We start from the raw sequence: 18,157 nt of genomic DNA on the forward strand, positions 1-18,157 counted from the left end.
CGTCATGACACAGCATCTGGAAAGTGAATACAACGCCAGTTGGCATGTGCCCGACCATAAGGAGATTGTGGCCTCGTGGTCGGGGTTGGCCGAGCAGTTTCGGGCTGGTTCGCGTCATGAAGCCAATCAGCCTTACGGCCCGGAAACGCGTAATGTCATGGACATTCACTTTCCGGCTGTGGAACGCCCGGATGCGGCGGTGCTGATGTTCATTCATGGTGGCTATTGGCAGTCCATGGACCAGCGTCGTTTCAGCCATCTGGCACAAGGCAGCGTGGATAACGGCCTGATTACGGTATTGCCTACCTATACCTTGTGCCCGCAGGCGAGCGTGGCGCAGATCATTGATGAGCTGCGCCTGGCTTGTGCGACGGTCTGGCGACGTTTCAAGCGTCCGATCGTGGTGGCAGGACACTCGGCAGGAGGGCATTTGGCAGCTTGCCTGCTGGCTACGGATTGGCCCGGTTTTGCGTCGGACCTGCCCCACGACATGTTGCAGGCGGGCCTGGGTTTGTCCGGCTTGTATGACCTGGAACCGCTGACGCATATCGGCATCAATGACGCCTTGCAGCTCAATGCCGATACCGCCCGAGCCTCCAGCCCCTTGTTCTGGCCTGCCCCTGCCAATGGGCAGCCTTTCGAGGCCTGGGTAGGCGATGATGAAACCTCGGAATTTCATCGTCAAAGTCAGGAACTGGCCAAGGTCTGGTCGGGACAAGGGGGGGATACGGTGTATCGCAGCTTGCCGGGAACGAATCACTACAACGTAATTGCGGCCTTGGCCGTTAAAGAGTCCGTACTGTCAGAGCGCCTGGTCGCGCTGGCAAGCAACTGAGTTATCTCTGTCTTTCATTAGACAAACCACTTTTACCGGGCCTTTGGCCCGTTTTTTTTGTGCCTGCTTGATTCTCTTTAACTTTGTTCATTGTTAATAATTCGTCTTTAAACGAAAATAACGCAGAAAGACCGCATGGGGCGCTTATTTATTGGCAGGACTGGCAGGAGAGAAAAGACCATGAGAAGCAGATCACATGATGAGGCTATGGCCGATCTGTATCGCAGTGATCCGGCCTTGGCATTAGAGACTATCAATCAGATTTTGGAGGACGGGGATCAGGCCGAACTCCTGATCGTGTTGCGTCAATTGGCACAGGCTTTTGGTGGTGTGCAGGCAGTTGCCGAGCAGGCGCAGTTAAATCCGACGCAGCTTTACAGGACCTTGTCCCCCAAGGGGAATCCGGCCTTGAGCAGCCTGACGGCCATTTTGAAGGCAATGGGCCTGCGTCTTGCGGTGCAGCCTTTGTAGGCTTCTGGCGGATCATGATTTAGCATGACATTTCCCGCCCTGGACTTATTGTGATTCAAAGCCATTCATGACTGAAAACACCCCTGATACTCGCCCTGTGCATAAAGCGGCCTGCCATTGCGGAGCCGTTCGTTTCAATGTGAAGCTGACCGATGGTCTGCGTTCGGCGCGCCGTTGCAATTGCTCCTATTGCCGCATGCGTGGCGCGGTGGCGGTGTCGGCTAACCTGGCCGATATTCAGGTGGAGCAAGGGCAGGATGCACTGACGCTTTATCAGTTCAACACCGGGCAGGCCCGGCATTATTTCTGTTCGCATTGCGGGATTTATACCTTCCATCAGCGCCGTTCCAACCCGGAGCAGTATGGAGTGAACGTAGCCTGTATTGAGGGCATGAGCCCCTTCGACTTTGAAGAAGTACCGGTTAATGAAGGCCGTAGTCATCCCAAGGATCGTCCGGGCGGTGGCAGTGTGATTGCTGGCTGGTTGCGTTATCAGGCAAATCCCCAGGCGCAGGACGACTGACGTTGCGTGCCCGGTGGTTAAAAAAACGCCCCTTACGACTAGCGTAGAGGGGCGTATAAAAACAGATATCGCGGAACAGAATCGCGTATCTACGGAAAAACAGTACAGCGAGTCAGGGTGTGGCCCCCGAAGGGGCGTCCCGCTTTAGAACTTGTGGTTAAAGGCTACGTACAGCTGTGTGGCGCGTGCGTCTGGCAGGAAGGTCAGGTTCTGTGCATAGCCGCCGTACACGTACACCATGGTGCGCTTGGACAGGTCGTACTGATAACCCACCGAGTACACATGCTGACGTTTGGTCTGCGCATTGGGGCCGGTAATGCTCTCTGGCAAGTTGCGTGGATCTGCCATGTTCCAGCCCAGCGAGAAGCGGCCGCCTGCCAATGGTGTGGTCACACCAAAAGAGTAGGAGTTGATCCGCAGGCCTGGCACTGCTGCAAAGGAAGGCAGCGGGTTGGTGACGTTGCTCAGGCCAAAGACCTGGGTGGCGAACAGGCCGTCGCGAGTCTGGCCGATGCCGGCAAACACTTTGACCACATCAAAGTCGTAGCTGGCCGCCCCCGCCCAGGCGCTGACACGGGTAGAGTCGGCGGCAGGGCGTGCGCCGCTGGCAGACTGTTTATTGATGTGCAGTTGGTCGTAGACCAGAGCGGCGCTCAAGGGTCCGTTGTTGTAGCGCAGGCCGGTGGTCACTGCACGGATGTTGTTGTCCTTGCTGTTGGTGCCATCCGGGCGCTCGCTATCCCAGTGCTGCTGCCCGTTGATGTTGAAGGAATAGCCAATACCGAACTGAAAGCCGTTCAGCGTGGGCGATTGGTATTGAATCTGGTTGTCATAACGCACCGTGTTGGCCACGCTGAAGGTCGATCCAAAGCCTACAATTCCACCACCGCCCCCCAAGGGGTGAGCCATGCTGAAGTATTCGGTCGGCATATTGTTCTTCAGACCGAAATCCACCTGACCCCAGTCCTCGCCGGCCAGACCCAGTGTGGCCTGGCGGCCAAACAGGCGACCACCCTGAATGGACTTGCCGGTAGGCACATCAAAGCCGCTTTCCAGCACAAACTTGGCCTGCAATCCGTTGCCCAGATCTTCCGTGCCGCGGATACCCCAGCGGCTGCCAAAGTGCACACCGCTATTGGGGCCCAGACGTGAAGTCTTGAACTCGGTGGCATCAGTCCGGTCCCGGCTGTAGCTGCTATTACCCTTGTTCATGTCGTAGCCAATACCCGTGTCCAAAATCCCGTACAGGGTGATGGATGCGTGGGCTGCCGAGCTGGCCATCAGTAAAAACAGGGCCGTACTGACCGCGGTTTTATTTCTTGTTTTCAATTCCTCTTCTCCTTCGTGGTAGATAAAAAAAGCGTGCAGCAATCCCCCTACCGCAAGTGATGCAGCAAGAAACAGGCGCAACAAAGCAGGCAGGGCAAAGTGCCTGCGCCGTGTACCAGCGAAGGGGGTGTGGGGCGAGTACCGGCGGTACTCGCGGCAGGGGTCTTAGATCAGTTCAAGATCGACCAAAGTTTGGCGTATCACTTCTATCTCGGTGTCCTCGACCTCCAGAATGGGGCGGCGTACATAGGGCTGCACGGGTACGCCGCGCATCTTGAATGCAACTTTCAGTACCGAGGGTGAAGAGCCGTAGCGGCCGATCAGCTCGGGGGTGTACCAGCGTTGCAGGATCTGTATGTCTTTCTGGCCGCAGGCACGGGCGGCGTCTATATCGCCGCGCCAGATGTGGTTGTAAAAATCGGGCTGATAACGGCCCAACACGCCGCCTGCGCCAATCGTGCCGTCGCCGTCCACACTTTGCAGCAGGGACAGGCCGTGTTCGTCCATGCGAAAGCCGTACACACGGACCTTGTCTTTCAGGCGGAACAGCGTCTTGATGAACTGTTCAATGCTGGGGCTGGATTGCTTGATGCCGACGACACCATCGATATCTGTCAGCTGCTCCAGCAAATCCACCGACAAATCGATTCCGGTCCCGGCAGGCCAGTTGTAAATCACGATAGGCAAGGTGATTTCTTTGGCGATCTGCTGGTAAAAGGCCAGTATTTCCTTGTCATTGGGGCGTACATAGGGGGGCGGCGCAATCACGACCCCTTCATAGCCCAGTGCCTGGGCCTCTTGAGCAAGAGCGACTACTTCGGCGGGTGTGTAGCCGGTACAGCCTGCCAGTAAAGGCAATTTGCCGCGCATGGCGTCGGCACTGGCGCGGAACAGCTCTACCCGTTCCTGGTTGGACAGGCTGGTCCATTCGCTGGTGGTGCCGCCTACAAACAGACCGTGCATGCCCTCGGCATGCAGCCATTCCAGCATGCTGTGCAGTGCCGGTACATCCAGCTGTCGTGCTTCATCAAAAGGGGTGATGATGGTTGGGATATAGCCCTTCCAGTTCACCCGGTGTTTCTTGCTCATGTGTGTCACTTGTATGGGTTGAAGAAAAGAGGAGGCCTTTGGCTCAGGGCAGACGTGCCGTGGCTTCGATCTCGACCAGCATGTCTGGCAGCGCCAGATTGGCGACTCCCAGCAAGGTGTTGGCAGCCGGTTCGGCCCCCTCGTAAAACTCGTTGATCAGTGCGCAGATCGGGCCCAGCTCTTCAGGTGTATGGCCGACCAGGTAGGTGCGCAAACGCACGACATCGCGCGGGCTGGCACCGGCTTCTTTCAGGACGGTTTTCAGGTTCTGCAAAGCCTGGCGGGTTTGTGCGATGCGATCGCCTGCGCCCACTAACTGCCCTTCACCATTCCAGGCGACTTGTCCGGCCAGATGCACGGTGCGGCTGTTGTCCTGCACGACCGCGTGCGAAAAACCGAAGTTGGTGCTGTTGTAGAGCGATGCCGGATTCACGCATTCACGGCCCTGGGGGGCGTTCAGTGGTTGGCTGCGCTGGACCAGCTCAAAAATATTGCCCCAGGGGTCGGTGAAGTACTGGAATTGAGCACCGGCGGTCGGGCCAGAATCAAAGGCGATACGGTCCAATACTGTGCAGCCGTGCTGTTCAAGTTGTGCCACCGCCTGATCCAGATCGGCCACCAGAAAACCCAGGTGATGTGCACCCACATGGTTGGACTTCAGGGCTCTTTGGGTGTCGCTGGCAGGTTGTGCGTAGGCAAACAGCTCGATATGAAAGCCATTGGGCAGCACCATAAAGGCCAGTTCCAGCTTGGCATCGGGTATGTCCAGGTGGGCGTGGGTCCAGTCTTTGCCTTGCGCAGAACGGGGCAGGTCAGCGCTGTTGATGGGCCCCAGACGGTAGAGTTGGCGGGCACCAAACAGGCGTTCATAAAAAGCAATGGCCGCATCCAGATCGGGTACGGTCCAGGCGGCGTGATCAATTTGTTCAATAGCCAATGGCAAAACAGGCGATGTCATGAAGTCTCCGTTTATGCCCGTACGGGGGCTGTATACAAGATTGTGCAATAAAACTGCACATAATTTACGGTTAAATAATACTTTAGGCCTGTAGTTTTTTGTTGAAAAACCAGACTACGTATTTTCCCTAGGTAAAATATTGTTTATAAACAATGGCTTGTGATTTGTTTCTGTAAGATCTATATCGATGTGACGTGTAAAGTGCTTGTGCACACGTGTAAAGTCTGGAAGAATTCAGCACTGAAACTGCACGGTTTGTGCAGTTTCGGAACATGCATTTGCACACCATTAGGCTGCCTCTCTTACCCTATAATTCGTGAAGTTCGGCTACACATAACTACACGAACATAGGACTTCAGAATGATAGGCAAACGACTTCATGAGCTGCGCGTGGCCAAGGGTCTGTCCCTGCGGGAGTTGGGTCAGATGGTCAAGCTCTCGCCCACGCTGCTCAGTCAGGTAGAACGCGGTGTCACCACACCCAGTTTGACGACCCTGCGCAAGCTCAGCGGGATCTTTGGGGAATCCATGTCTTCCTTGTTCATGGATACCAGCAAGGGGCCGTCGGTATGGATCAGCCGCCCTGGTGAACGCATGTTGTTGCGTGGCCCGCGTGGGGGCGTCGTCTATGAACGGCTCACCCGTGGCAATGGCGAGATGGAAGTGTTCCGGGCTGTTTACGAAGTCGGTCAACAGTCCATGGACGATATGTCGCACCCGTCCCTGGAAAGTGTGTATGTGGTCCGGGGTGTCATTACTGCAGAGATTGATAAGGTAAGTTTTGACGTCAAAGCTGGCGAGAACATCAGCTTTGATGCACGCCAAAGCCACCGTTACCTGAACCGGGGAACGGAGGAAGCGGAAATCATCATGTCGATTACCCCGCCCGTCCCCTGATTGGTCTTGATCTGGGGCGAACGGTGTACCGCATCACTACACTATGAGCCCCAAGCCTGATTCTCTTTCCCCCCCTCCTGCCTGTGCCTCCGGCACTCTGCCCGCCCGGACGGATGTCCTGATCATTGGCGGCGGGCTGCTGGGCTGCGCCGCTGCCTATTACCTGAGCCTGGCGGGTGTGCCCGTGACCTTGATCGAACAAGGTGAGCTGGGCCTGCAGGCATCCAGCCAGAATGCGGGCAGCCTGCATTTTCAGATGGAATACCGCATGATCGAGGCGGGCCTGGAGGCCAGCAAACGCGCCTTGCAAGCCATGCCCTTGCATGTGGACGCCATTGCCCGCTGGCGGGCTTTGGAAGATCAGTTGGGTGTGTCGGTGGGCGTGCGCCAGAAAGGCGGCTTCATGCTGGCGGAAACGGCACAGCAAGCCCAGGTTCTGGAACAAAAAAGCCGCCTGGAAAATCAGGCCGGCCTGAAGGTCGAGCTGCTGGACCGGGCCGCGTTACAAGCCAAAGCGCCCTATTTGTCGGACTCCGTGCTGATGGGGGCTTTTTGTGCTGACGAAGGCAAGGCCGACCCGCGCCGTGCCAGTCTGGCCCTGGCCGCCGCCGCACGTGCCTTGGGAGCACAGATCGTCAGCCAATGCCAGGTTGTGGACTTGAAGCGTTTGGGTTCTGACTGGCAGGCCCAAGTGCTCAGTGGCGAGCAATGTCGCAGCAAGCAGGTTCTGATTGCGGCCGGTGTCTGGTCCGGGCGTATTGCGCAAATGACCGGCTCGCAGTTACCTGTCAGCCCGATTGCCCTGACCATGACGGCCACCGCACGCACCGCGCCCTTTATGGATTACCTGTTCCAGCACGTGGGACGACGTCTGTCCTTGAAGCAAACGGCTGAAGGCACGGTGCTGATTGGCGGCGGCTGGCCTTCCACACTGCATCACCGTAATGGGATCGCAGCTCTGGAACGCAAGCCCAGTCTGAACCTGGATTCTTTGCAACGCAGCGTACAGACCGCCTGCAGTGTCGTCCCCCAACTGGCCTCCTTGCCTGTCTTGCGCTCCTGGACCGGGGTGACCTCTTTGGTGTCGGACCAACTGCCATTGCTGGGCCAAGTGCCGCACCGCCCCGGTTTGTTCATTGCCACTGGTGGAGCCGCCTTCACCCTGGGTTTGACCTACGCCCATTTGCTGGTAGCGCAGATGCTGGGCCAGCCGCCCAGCCTGGATATCTCTGCCTACGATCCTGATCGTTTTAGGAGTTTGACCTTTGCCTGACGCACAACGCTTGCTGCATAAACGCCAGCGCTTCGAGCCAGCTGTGGTGACAATCAATGGTCATGAGACAGCCTGTTATCTCGGTGAAACCGTGGCGACGGTTTTGCTGGCGACCGGAGTCGGTGCTTTTCGTCGCACCGCCAGTGGTGCGCCACGTCGTCCGGTGTGCAATATGGGCGTGTGCTTTGACTGCATCGTGACCATTGACGGTGTGCAGGGGCAGCGCAGTTGTATGATTACGGTGCTTAACGGTATGCAGATCGAGGTAGCCGACGATGTCTGACATTCTGGATTTATTGATTGTGGGGGCAGGTCCGGCAGGACTGTCTGCGGCTCGAGTGGCTAGCTCGCAGGGTTTAAGCGTGGCCGTGCTGGACGAGCAGCCGCGCTTTGGCGGACAGGTATTCCGGCAGGCACCCGAGGAGTTTGCGGCAGCGGACCCGGACTCCATGCACACCTATCCTTTTTCACACAGCTTGTTTGCCTGGGCACGGGCCACCACGGCTGTGCAGTGGCATTTCAGTACCCTGGTGTGGGGGATTTTTGACGACCCGCAGGATGAGCATGTGCATCAGATCGGCACTGCTGGCCCACAGGGCGCCTCCGTGCTGAAAGCACGCCGGGTGTTGATTGCGACCGGGGCCTATGACTTGCCCGTGGCCTTTCCGGGTTGGACCTTGCCGGGCGTGCTGAGCGCCGGTGGGGTGCAAACCATGATCAAGAGCCAAAGCCTGATGCCGGGACAGCGTTTTCTGTTGGTGGGCGGCCATCCCCTGCTGCTTCTGGTCGCTGAGTTGTTGCTGGATGCCGGTGCACAGATTGCCGAAGTTGCCATCGCCCGCAGCTTGCCGTCCATAAAGGAAATGCTGCGCGCTACACGTGCTCTACCGGGACAGTCCCGGCTGGTTAAACAGCTGCTGGCGATCTTGTTGAAACTGCGTCGTCATGGTGTGCCTTTGCGCTTTGCTACGGGTATAGAACGTGTCCATGGTGACGAGTCCGTTCAGGCTGCCACACTATGTAAGGTGGATCAAAACTGGCACGCCATCGCGGGCACACAAAGACGTGTAGAGGCAGATACGGTGGTCGTGGGTTATGGCCTGCTTGCCAGTACTGAATTGGCGCGCCAGGCAGGCTGTGCCGTGCGGTGGGACAGTGCTGCTGGCGGCTGGCTAGTGCAGCATGATGACAGGCTGCACAGCACTCAGTCAGGCGTGCTGGTTGCTGGAGAGCAGACAGGCATTGCAGGGGCATTCAATGCCCATTTGCAAGGTGAGTTGGCCGCGTGGCAATGTGTGCTGGAGTTGCAGCAGCCAGTTGCCGAGACAGAGATAGCAAAAACCATTGCTGACCTGCAAGTGCGCCTGGGTCGTAATCGTCGTTTTACCGACACCGTTATTGCCTTGTCTGCCCCCAAGCTGGAGGCACTGGCCCAGGCAATCACCCCGGATACAGTGGTGTGCCGCTGCGAGGAAGTCACGGCACAGGAGGTGAATCAGTTTCTGGACGCCCATCCTTATGTGACGGATATCAATAGCATCAAATTGGCCTGTCGTACCGGAATGGGCATGTGCCAGGGGCGCTACTGCCAACACACCGTGGCGCAGATGCTGGCCAGCCGTTTGGGCCGGGGCATAGATCAAGTGGGAATTTACAAGGCTCAAGCGCCAGTGAAGCCTGTGCCGGTCGCGGCGTTGGCGCATATGGAGTAAGAGGGGCTTCTAACACAGGACGTACAGTGCAATGAAGAACGCCCCTTTTTTACAGGGGCGCTCTGTCCTTGGTTTTGTATTGTTCTTACACTGGCTGTTCCAGTATTTCCTGCAGGCGAGTCAGCAGCTTGTCGCTGGCGTTGTGCATATGCCGTTCGCAGATGGCAAGGGCGCCTGCTTCGTCGCCCGATGCAATGGCCGCAGCCAGTTCTTCATGTTCGTCCCAGATGGACAGACGCTGCTCTGCCGATTGCAGTACCGCCCCCATGACACGTCGCAGGTGTACCCAATGAACCTGTGCGCTCTCGGCGATCATGGGGTTGCCTGACGCTTCGTAAATTGCTTTGTGAAAGGCTTCGTCGGCTTCGATCATGGCGCGTACGTCATGACCACGAGCAACCTTGCGGCCCAGACGGATCAGGTCAGGGTCCAGTACGGCGCTTTGACGGGCCGCCAGTTTGGTAGCCAATGCTTCCAATGCGCCACGAACTTGATACAGGTGCCCGATATGTTCCAGATCCAGTGGGGCCACCATGACGCCCCGCCCTTCGGCATCTTGTAGCAGCCCATCTTTTTTCAGCAACTGGATGGCCTGCAACACCGGCGAGCGGGACACGTTGAGCTGCTCGGCAATGTCTTCCTGAGTGATGCGCGAGCCGGGGGCCAGAGAGCCGTCGCTGATGGCATCGAGCAGGATGCGGTAGACCTCGTCTACATAGTGTGGACGGGCCTGCAACTTACCGGAAAGCTTGGCATGCATGAGGTCTGGAACTCCGCTACAAACAAAAAACAAGTTAAGGCCGCAGCCTGGCTGCGGCCCTGGGTTTACATCAGGGCGTGGTCCGCATGGATTGCAAGAGCGCCGCCATGGGGTCCTGGTCTGACGTCGCTTGTACCTCGAACGGGTTGCTTAGCGGATCGTCTGCCTGTATCGCACCTGGGCTGAGCATGGGGGCGGGACGGTTCAGCTGGAGCAGGATTTCTTCTTCGCTCAGGCTGACTGTCTTGTGCAGGCCTCCCGTTACCAGTTGCGGATAGGCGATGACGATTCCTACCACCAGCAATTGTAGTACGACGAAGTAGGCTGAGCCCTTCCAGATCTGCTGGGTACGAACCCTTGGAATAGTTTGCTGGCTAACGGAATCCACATAGTCGGATCGGGGTGCCACGCTGCGCAAATACAACAAGGCAAAACCGAACGGGGGTGTCAGAAAGGAGGTTTGCAGGACCAGGGCGATGACAATCCCGAACCAGATCAGATCAATGCCCAGACTGTTGGCGACGGGTGCCAGTAAGGGCACCACAATGAATGCAATTTCAAAAAAGTCCAGGAACATGCCCAGCACAAAGATGATGGCGCTGACGGCGATGACAAAACCCAGTTCGCCGCCGGGAATGGCATCAAACAGGTGCTCTACCCACAGGTGGCCGTCTGCGGCACTGAATGTGAAGCTGAAGACGGTGGAGCCAATCAGGATGAACATCACAAAAATAGCCAGCTTGGCGGTATTTTCCAGAGCTTGATTGAGCAAGGACCAGTTCAGGCGTTTGCGTATCAGGGCCAGTATCAGCGCGCCAATTGCACCCATGGCCCCGCCTTCTGTTGGGGTGGCAATTCCCAGGAATATGGTGCCAAGGACCAGAAAGATCAGGATGACTGGCGGGATCAGGGCGAAGACGAAGCGTTCGGCCAGTTGCGAGAGCAGACCCCAGCCTGTAACCCGGTTCACAGTGGCAAACAGCAGCGCACTCATGGAGGCGACAACCAGAGCGGTGATGGCCACTTGATCCGTGGGAGCTTGAGCAGGCTGGGAAAAGACCTGGGCCATGACTTCGTTGTGCAGGCCTGCCCAGGTGAATCCGATGAAGGCGCACAGCAGGACCAACATGCCCAGCGACCGTCGTCCACTTGCGCCAGTGGCCGTCACCTGACTTCTGGCCTGTTCTGGCAGTGCTGGCATCCAGGAAGGACGGATCAAGGCCAGAACAATGACGAATGTAATGTAGATCACCAGCAGCAGGAGACCAGGGCCCAGTGCCGCTGCGTACATGTCTCCGACTGAGCGGCCCAATTGATCGGCCATCACAATCAGGACCAGAGACGGTGGCAGTGCCTGTACCAGAGCGCCTGAAGCGGTGATGACACCCGTGGCGATCTCCGGTTTGTAGCCATAGCGCAGCATGACTGGCAGGGAAATCAGGCCCATGGAAATTACGACAGCCGATGTGACGCCGGTGGAGGCGGCCAGAAGGGCCCCTACCAGGACAACCGAAACGGCCAGGCCACCACGGACAGCACCAAAGAGCTGACCCATGGTTTCAAGCAGGTCTTCGGCCATGCCCGAGCGTTCCAGGATGATGCCCATTAGCGTGAAAAAGGGGATGGCCAGCATGGTTTCGTTTTGCATGATGCCAAAGATGCGTAGCGGCAAAACCTGGAACAGATTGGTCGGAAACAGGTCCAGTGCAATGCCTAGTACGCCAAATACCAGGCCGGTGGCGGCCAGTCCGAAGGCCACAGGAAAGCCGGTCAGCAAGAGCACAATCAGGCTCAGGAACATGATGGGGACGAAGTAGTCCGTGATAAAGGTGGCAATCATCGTGCGCCCTCCTGTGCGGTCGATAGCGCTTCGGCTGGCACATGAATAGGCGTGTCCTGGGCATTATCTTCAGCAATGCAGTCCGGCCCTTTGCCTGTCAGGAACAGGATACGTTTGACCAGCTCGGCCAAGCCCTGAAGCAACAGCAGGCTAAAGCCGGCAGGAATCAGCAGGTAGGCGGGCCAGCGCACCAGCCCGCCGGCATTGCCGGACATTTCACCCGAATGCCAGGCGGCGGTGAAAAATCCCCAGCTCAGGTTGATGACAAAAATACAGAACGGGATCAGGACGACAACAATCCCGGCGATGTCCACCAGGTTGCGTCCCCGCGCCCCCAGGCGGGTGGAAACGAAGTCGATACGAACATGGCTGTTATGCAGAAATGCGTAGCCTCCTCCCAAGAGAAAGACAGCCGCATACAGGTACCACTGAGCTTCCAGCATGCCGTTGGAGCTCAGGTCAAAAGCCTTGCGAGTGATGGCGTTGCTGGCGCTCAAAATGGTGGTGGCCAGCAATAGCCATTTGATGATGAATCCGATACAGCGGTTCAGGTGGTCTATTCCCCCCACCATGGTTTTCAATGCAGTCATTGTTGTCTCCGCGAATATTGTTGTGTTCGTCGTTGTGCTGCCGGGGAGTGTTTGATGGCGGCCGTGTGCAAGCCGCTCTGTAGCAGGTGCTGTGTTGACTCCTTGGGCTACGAGCGTGCCCGAAGTAAATGGGGTGTGCCCTGGCGGGAGCCAGGACCAGGAGATGGCCTTACAGGTCCAGAACCAGTACGCCCGAACGTGCGCGTGAAACGCAGGCGGTCAGGCAGTGGCTTTGCTCGTCGGGACTGAGGATGTAGTCCTGGTGATCCACATCGCCTTGCAGATAGTTGATGCGGCATGTGCCACACAGGCCCGATACGCAGGAGGTGGCAATCGGCACACCGGCTTGCGTCAAGGCATCGCTCAGGGATTGATCGGGTGTAACCTCAATGCACTGGCCGGTACTGGCAATCTGCGCCACGAAGGCACCGGGAGGCAGAGTATTGGCACTGGGGGCGGGTTCAGGCGCCTTGAAGTGTTCGCAATGCACGGAACCGGCAGGCCAGTGCGAGCTGGCCTGCGCACAGGCTTGCATGAAGCCGGCTGGGCCGCAGTAATACACGTGGGTGCCGTCAGCAGCATTGGCCAGCAGGTCCTGCAGGTTCAGACCTTGTGCGGGGTTGCCGTTGTCCAGATGCAGATGCAGGCGGCCTTGCTCTTGCCATGTGAGCAGTTCGGAGCCAAAGGCGGCCGTGTCGTGGCTGCGAGTGCAGTAGTGCAATTCAAAGGGCTGGCCCTGCGATTCCAGAAAGTGGGCCATCGCCTTGATGGGGGTGATGCCTATCCCCCCGGCCAGCAAGATGGAGCGGCGTGCGTTCGGGTCCAGTCGGAAATGATTTCGGGGCGTGCTGACGGTGACTTGCTGCTGGACCTGCAAGGCGTCGTGCAAGGTGCGTGAGCCGCCTCGTCCATTGGCATCGCGCAGGACAGCAATGACGTAACGATGACGCTCATGAGGCGGGTTGCACAGCGAGTATTGGCGGATCAGGCCGGGTTGAATATGTACGTCTATATGGGCACCGGCCTCAAAGGCGGGCAACTCGCCACCCTGAGGACAGCTGAGTTCATAAGAATTGATGCCTTGTGCTTCGTAGCGGATTTGCCGGATCCGCAGTGACAGCAGCCCGTCCGGGTTGGTAGCCGCCTGGACGGGAGTGGCGGGTTCTGCAATGGCGTTCATGGCGCTCTCCGTATGGGGCACCCGCCCCTTTGGAGCGGGTGCGGCAGGCGATCAGGATTCAGCAGCAACAGCGCTGAGCGATTGTTGAAGTTCCTGCATGCTCTGTTTGACGAAAGCCTCGCGTTCCGAGCCTTTCAGATTGTCGGCCGAGGTCAGGATGCGCACGATTTCGCGCGTGGCATGTCGGCGGCGTGCGACTTCCTGGGCCAAATCCTCGGACTCGGGAATCGCCAGGACATTGCCCGAGCAATAGCTGTTGGGGGCACCCCCACAGTCTTTCAGCCATTGGGCAAAGCCTTCGGGGGTCGCGGCAGGGTTGGAGCCACGCAAGGCATCGCGCAACATCTTGCGGAACATGTACAGCCCGGCGTCGAACTTGGTCGGGTTCTCCAGGGCATGGACCGCAATCGGGCGCTGGCTGATGATGGCCTCGTAATCGCCCGGTGCCTGCTGGCATTCCTTGTAGTTGTGACGGGCACGGTGGTCGGACGGGATGGGTGGCAGATCTTCCAGCTTGTATTGCCCAAAGCGCTCGGGACGGCGCATCGCAACCTGCCCTTCCAGAAAGTCGATGGTCTCGTAGCCCACCATATCCTTGTTGCCCACTCCGCGTGTATCAATGCCAGGGCCCATGACGCGCCAGCCAATCATCTTGCTGTTCTGGTCGTCCACGGGGACGGTCCAGCGCACGATGTGAAAGCGGCTGAAAAACTTTTGCTGGGCACCGTCTTCGGACGTGTAGGCATGCAGGCTCAGATTGGGCAGGACCTGGTGCTGAACACGGATAAACAGATTGTCCTTGCTGGCACGACGCGCACCCGCGCAGGCCAGGCTGCGGCCATTGTGTACCGGGATGAACTGCATGTCGGGGGCTACTTCCATGGAGGCTGCGCCCACCTCATCAAACGTGGTGCCCTGGTAGTTGCCGCCTACCACGTTCTTGGCAGCGTGCAGTGCGGTGGGGTGGAAGTTGTCAGCGGCATTGTCTTGTACTTGCAGCCAGTTGCAGTGCTGGAAGTTGCTGAAAGCCACCAGTTCATCACCAGGCATGACGGTGAAGTTTTCTTCCCATTCGGGGAAGGGAGGTTCGGCATCGGGTGGGCCCATATAGGCAAAAATCAGGCCATGGCGCTCGAAGGCTTTGTAAGCACCCTGGCGGATGGAGCAGGCGTACTTTTCGCCCTCGGCCTCTTCGCCTTTCGGATAAGGGACATGCAGACAGGTTCCGTCTACGTCGAACACCATGCCGTGATAGCAGCACATAATGCCCTTTTCCTGGATGGCACCGTATTCCAGGGAAGCGCCACGGTGGGCGCAATGGGCGTGCAGCAGGCCGATCTGACCGCTCTTGTCGCGAAAGGCGACCAGTTCTTCACCCAGTATTTTCAGGAAACGTGGGGTGTCGGTCAGTTCCGCTGCCATGCAGACGGGATGCCAGAAGCGGCGCATGTATTCGCCCATGGGCGTACCAGGACCGACTTCGGTCAACTCAGGGTCGTGATCAGGAATGCGGTTGGTGTAATAGCCGCCGTAGGGAATCAGTTTCTTTTCGGTCATGTCGTCCTCGTGTATAGATCAATGGTGGAAAGGGTCAGGCTACTTTTCGGTCGACCAGCGCCTGGGCGCTGATCCAGGGCATCATGGCGCGCAGCTGCTCGCCGACGATTTCAAGGCGGTGGCGCTGGTTCAGGCGTCGATGGGCATTCAAGGAGGGTTGGCCGGCACGGCTTTCCAGGATGAAATTCTTGGCATAGGTGCCGTCCTGGATGTCGCGCAGCAAGACTTTCATGGCCTGGCGTGTGTCTTCGGTCACGATGCGTGGACCGGCCTGGTATTCGCCAAACTCGGCATTGTTGGAGATGCTGTAGTTCAGGTTGGCGATGCCACCCTCGTACAGCAGATCCACAATCAGCTTCAGTTCATGCAGGCATTCGAAATAGGCCATTTCTTCGGCATAGCCCGCCTCAACCAAGGTTTCGAATCCACACTTGACCAGATCCACCATGCCGCCACAGAGCACCGCCTGCTCGCCAAACAAATCCGTTTCGGTTTCTTCACGAAAATCGGTTTCGATGACGCCGGAGCGTCCGCCGCCATTGGCGATGGCGTAGGACAAGGCCAAGTCACGAGCCTGACCGGAACGGTCGGCATGAATGGCGATCAGGTGGGGAACCCCGCCGCCTTCCACGTAGGTGGAGCGCACCGTGTGGCCGGGTGCCTTGGGGGCGACCATGATGATGTCCAGATCGTCGCGGGGCTGGATCTGGCCGTAATGGATGTTGAAACCGTGGGCAAAGCCCAGCGTGGCGCCGGGGCGGATATGGGGGGCGACTTCCTGCTCGTAGACGCGGGCAATGTCCTCGTCAGGCAGCAGCATCATCACGATATCGGCTTGTTGAACGGCAGACGCGATGTCTGCCACAGCCAGACGGGCAATGGCGGCCTTGTGACGCGAGGCACTGTTGGGGCGCAAACCCACGACCACTTCCACGCCAGAATCACGCAGATTCAATGCGTGAGCATGGCCTTGAGAGCCGTAGCCGATGATGGCAACCCGGCGTTGCTGCACCAGGGCCAGATCGCCGTCCTTGTCATAAAACACCTTCATACTGCCTCCTTTTTGTGAGTTCTGTGTTCTGTATACAGAGTTCAGTATTGTGGGGCGATATTCGAGGTGTCAAGGAAAAATTGGCAGGTCGGGGGAAATCCCTAGGACAGAAATTTTGCTTAGCGCATCGGGGTCAGGCTGGCCTCGCGCAGCAGCCATTCACGCAGGTGTTCAACGCGTTTAAGCGTGTCGCGGTGATTGCGGTAGTAGAGAAAATGCATCTCGCGTTGCAGGCTGCGACCATTGGGGGCGGGCAAGACGATCAGTTCCCGATTGTCCAGTTCGCGTTCGGCAAAGCGTTGTGTTTCCAGGCAGACACCCAACTGGTCCACCGCTGCTGCAACTGCCATGGCACCGCGGTCAAAGGACAGACGTGGACCGGGGGAGGAGGCCATGCCATTGCTGCCAAACCAGTCAGCCCAGCTGACCGGACTGATGGTGGAATCGATCAAGGGCAAATGCAGGTACCAGGGCTGATGCAGAGCCAGACTGGCATAGAGTTTGGGCGAGCATAAAGGCAACAGGGGTTCAGGATGCAGCGACTCCACCACCAGCCTAGGGTCGTGGCTGGGGGCATGTCCGTAGCTGATCACGCAGTCAATGTCGGTGGACTGGTGCAGATCGGGCGGCGTGGCATCCGTGCGCAAATGGATGGCTAAGCCGGGATGATCCCGCATGAAAGCATGTAGACGGGGCCCCAGCCATTTCACCGCCAGGCTGGGAGCGCAATGCACGGTCAAGGCGTGCGTACCCCCGCTCTCGCCTTGTGTGTCCTCGCAAAGCCGGGCCAGCTTGTCCAGCAAGGGAGTCAGTTCCCGATAGAACTCCTGGCCTTGGCTGTTCAAGCTGACACGCCGGTTGTGACGGACGAACAGGCTGCGTCCCAGATGAGTCTCCAGGCTTTTGACCTGATGGCTGATCGCGGAAGGAGTCAGGTGCAGCTCATCGGCCGCCAGGCTGAAACTCTCCAGACGGGCAGCGGATTCAAAGGCTCGTAGCCAGGCGAAATTAGGGATGGCTCGCATAAGGGTGCCTTAAACAGATGAATATTTTTAATCAATAGCTGAAAAAGCTTCGTTTGTCATTCATGGTTTTCGACCTCTACCATGGTTTTACGTTTCACCCGTACGCTGCGCTGGATGGGCTGGCGTGCGGGCAACGCAACATCTTGCCGAACCCGAAGGAGACCTTCCCATGAACGCTAAACCCGATATCAATGAAATTTTGGCCATGACGGGCCGAAAGTCCATTTACCAGCCCGAGCAGCAGGGCCTGATCTATCCCGAAGAGCCCCAGTTTGAGTCTTTTGAAGAAGCGCGCACGCATTTGAAGCAGCGCCTGGTGGCCGCCTGCCGTGCCTTTGCCCTGCATGGTCTGGACTATGGCTTTGCTGGTCACCTGACCATCCGTGATCCCGAGCATCCCAGCTTGTACTGGACCAATCCCATGGCCGTGCACTTTGCCGATGTGAAGGTTTCGAACCTGATTCTGGCGGACCACGAAGGCAAAGTGGTGGAAGGCGATTACGCGGTGAACCGTGCCGGCTTTGTCCTGCATGCTGCGGTTCACGAAGCACATCCCGACATCGTTGCCATGTGCCATGCCCATACGGTTTATGGCACTGCGTTTGCCTCACTGGGCCAGGAAATCCTGCCTATTACGCAGGATGCCGCCGCCTTTTTTGAAGACCATGTTGTCATTCGCGAAGAAGCGGGTCAGGTTGCCGTGGAAACCAAGGCTGGTCACAAAGTGGCTAATGCCTTTGCGGGCGTCAAGGCAGCCATTCACCAGAACCATGGTTTGCTGACGGCCAGCCGCCACAGCATTGAAGCCGCCGCTTTCTGGTTCATTGCGCTGGAACGCTGCTGCCAGCAGCAATTGATGATTGCAGCAACCGGCATGACGCCAACACTGGTGACCCCCGAACGTGCCCGTTACAGCCGTGAGCACGTAGGGAGCGAATACATTGGCTGGCTGCACTTTCAGCCGATCTGGGAAAACCTGTTGCGCACCCAGCCCGATATGTTTGATTGATTCGTCCCGCAGGCAGCTTGATCCGTTGGGGGCAAGCTGCTGACTTTGCATAAATAAA

18 protein-coding genes are annotated in these 18,157 nt (G+C 57.9%); 8 read left to right on the forward strand and 10 right to left on the reverse strand.

Annotated elements, in window-relative coordinates:
- Positions 1 to 4 precede the first annotated feature (4 nt).
- The 3 genes from NBV64_RS00085 to NBV64_RS00095 all read left to right on the forward strand — a co-directional run bounded on the left by NBV64_RS00085 (position 5) and on the right by NBV64_RS00095 (position 1,829).
- A complete protein-coding gene (locus NBV64_RS00085) occupies positions 5 to 835 on the forward strand; it encodes an alpha/beta hydrolase (protein ID WP_250756373.1) in 831 nt (276 codons plus the stop codon).
- Positions 836 to 1,015: 180 nt separating this feature from the next.
- Positions 1,016 to 1,306, forward strand: coding sequence for a helix-turn-helix domain-containing transcriptional regulator (locus NBV64_RS00090; RefSeq protein ID WP_042485083.1), 291 nt, complete (start codon positions 1,016 to 1,018; stop codon positions 1,304 to 1,306).
- Positions 1,307 to 1,373: 67 nt separating this feature from the next.
- Positions 1,374 to 1,829, forward strand: a complete 456-nt coding sequence (locus NBV64_RS00095) for a GFA family protein (RefSeq protein ID WP_060186784.1) — start codon at positions 1,374 to 1,376, stop codon at positions 1,827 to 1,829.
- Between the two features lie 144 nt (positions 1,830 to 1,973).
- Here the strand turns inward: NBV64_RS00095 and NBV64_RS00100 are convergent, their stop codons facing one another.
- The 3 genes from NBV64_RS00100 to NBV64_RS00110 all read right to left on the reverse strand — a co-directional run bounded on the left by NBV64_RS00100 (position 1,974) and on the right by NBV64_RS00110 (position 5,205).
- Positions 1,974 to 3,158, reverse strand: coding sequence for a porin (locus tag NBV64_RS00100; protein WP_250756375.1), 1,185 nt, complete (start codon positions 3,156 to 3,158; stop codon positions 1,974 to 1,976).
- Positions 3,159 to 3,323: 165 nt separating this feature from the next.
- The gene (locus tag NBV64_RS00105) at positions 3,324 to 4,247 is read right to left on the reverse strand and encodes a dihydrodipicolinate synthase family protein (RefSeq protein ID WP_240209139.1); all 924 of its coding nucleotides are present in this window, start codon (positions 4,245 to 4,247) and stop codon (positions 3,324 to 3,326) included.
- Positions 4,248 to 4,290: 43 nt separating this feature from the next.
- Positions 4,291 to 5,205 carry a Rid family hydrolase gene (locus tag NBV64_RS00110; protein ID WP_230940662.1) on the reverse strand — a complete coding sequence of 305 codons (915 nt, stop codon included), beginning with the start codon at positions 5,203 to 5,205 and terminating at the stop codon, positions 4,291 to 4,293.
- Positions 5,206 to 5,565: 360 nt separating this feature from the next.
- On the opposite strand from NBV64_RS00110, the gene NBV64_RS00115 reads away from it, so the two are divergent.
- Genes NBV64_RS00115 through NBV64_RS00130 form a run of 4 tightly spaced genes read left to right on the forward strand, consistent with a single transcriptional unit; the run spans position 5,566 to position 9,087 of the window.
- Positions 5,566 to 6,102, forward strand: coding sequence for a helix-turn-helix domain-containing protein (locus NBV64_RS00115; protein ID WP_026483973.1), 537 nt, complete (start codon positions 5,566 to 5,568; stop codon positions 6,100 to 6,102).
- 43 nt (positions 6,103 to 6,145) lie between these two features.
- On the forward strand, positions 6,146 to 7,375 hold the full coding sequence (locus NBV64_RS00120) for an NAD(P)/FAD-dependent oxidoreductase (protein ID WP_250756376.1): 1,230 nt from the start codon (positions 6,146 to 6,148) through the stop codon (positions 7,373 to 7,375).
- Entirely contained in the window at positions 7,368 to 7,658 is a 291-nt protein-coding gene (locus tag NBV64_RS00125) for a (2Fe-2S)-binding protein (RefSeq protein ID WP_250756378.1), read from the forward strand. Before NBV64_RS00120 ends, NBV64_RS00125 begins: the two co-directional genes overlap by 8 nt.
- On the forward strand, positions 7,651 to 9,087 hold the full coding sequence (locus tag NBV64_RS00130; protein WP_250756379.1) for an NAD(P)/FAD-dependent oxidoreductase: 1,437 nt from the start codon (positions 7,651 to 7,653) through the stop codon (positions 9,085 to 9,087). The genes NBV64_RS00125 and NBV64_RS00130 overlap by 8 nt, the downstream gene beginning before the upstream one ends.
- A gap of 85 nt (positions 9,088 to 9,172) precedes the next feature.
- Here NBV64_RS00130 and NBV64_RS00135 read toward each other — a convergent pair whose 3' ends face one another.
- The 7 genes from NBV64_RS00135 to NBV64_RS00165 all read right to left on the reverse strand — a co-directional run bounded on the left by NBV64_RS00135 (position 9,173) and on the right by NBV64_RS00165 (position 17,090).
- Complete coding sequence (locus tag NBV64_RS00135; protein WP_026483969.1) at positions 9,173 to 9,847, reverse strand: GntR family transcriptional regulator; 675 nt, start codon at positions 9,845 to 9,847, stop codon at positions 9,173 to 9,175.
- A gap of 70 nt (positions 9,848 to 9,917) precedes the next feature.
- Positions 9,918 to 11,687 carry a TRAP transporter large permease gene (locus tag NBV64_RS00140; RefSeq protein WP_250756381.1) on the reverse strand — a complete coding sequence of 590 codons (1,770 nt, stop codon included), beginning with the start codon at positions 11,685 to 11,687 and terminating at the stop codon, positions 9,918 to 9,920.
- The gene (locus tag NBV64_RS00145; protein WP_060186779.1) at positions 11,684 to 12,277 is read right to left on the reverse strand and encodes a TRAP transporter small permease subunit; all 594 of its coding nucleotides are present in this window, start codon (positions 12,275 to 12,277) and stop codon (positions 11,684 to 11,686) included. The genes NBV64_RS00140 and NBV64_RS00145 overlap by 4 nt, the downstream gene beginning before the upstream one ends.
- Before the next feature lie 169 nt (positions 12,278 to 12,446).
- On the reverse strand, positions 12,447 to 13,457 hold the full coding sequence (locus NBV64_RS00150) for a PDR/VanB family oxidoreductase (protein WP_035269425.1): 1,011 nt from the start codon (positions 13,455 to 13,457) through the stop codon (positions 12,447 to 12,449).
- A 51-nt stretch (positions 13,458 to 13,508) separates the two neighbouring features.
- Positions 13,509 to 15,014: a Rieske 2Fe-2S domain-containing protein gene (locus NBV64_RS00155; RefSeq protein WP_250756382.1), complete on the reverse strand. Its 1,506-nt coding sequence runs from the start codon at positions 15,012 to 15,014 to the stop codon at positions 13,509 to 13,511.
- A 34-nt stretch (positions 15,015 to 15,048) separates the two neighbouring features.
- Complete coding sequence (gene ilvC / locus NBV64_RS00160; RefSeq protein WP_274984805.1) at positions 15,049 to 16,110, reverse strand: ketol-acid reductoisomerase; 1,062 nt, start codon at positions 16,108 to 16,110, stop codon at positions 15,049 to 15,051.
- 74 nt (positions 16,111 to 16,184) lie between these two features.
- Complete coding sequence (locus NBV64_RS00165; protein ID WP_083055143.1) at positions 16,185 to 17,090, reverse strand: LysR substrate-binding domain-containing protein; 906 nt, start codon at positions 17,088 to 17,090, stop codon at positions 16,185 to 16,187.
- A 169-nt stretch (positions 17,091 to 17,259) separates the two neighbouring features.
- Between NBV64_RS00165 and NBV64_RS00170 the strand changes: the two genes are divergently transcribed.
- Positions 17,260 to 18,099: a class II aldolase/adducin family protein gene (locus tag NBV64_RS00170; protein WP_060186776.1), complete on the forward strand. Its 840-nt coding sequence runs from the start codon at positions 17,260 to 17,262 to the stop codon at positions 18,097 to 18,099.
- Positions 18,100 to 18,157 lie beyond the last annotated feature (58 nt).

The organism is Alcaligenes sp. DN25 (assembly GCF_023674485.1).
In the GTDB taxonomy this organism is placed as follows: Bacteria; Pseudomonadota; Gammaproteobacteria; order Burkholderiales; family Burkholderiaceae_B; genus Alcaligenes; species Alcaligenes phenolicus.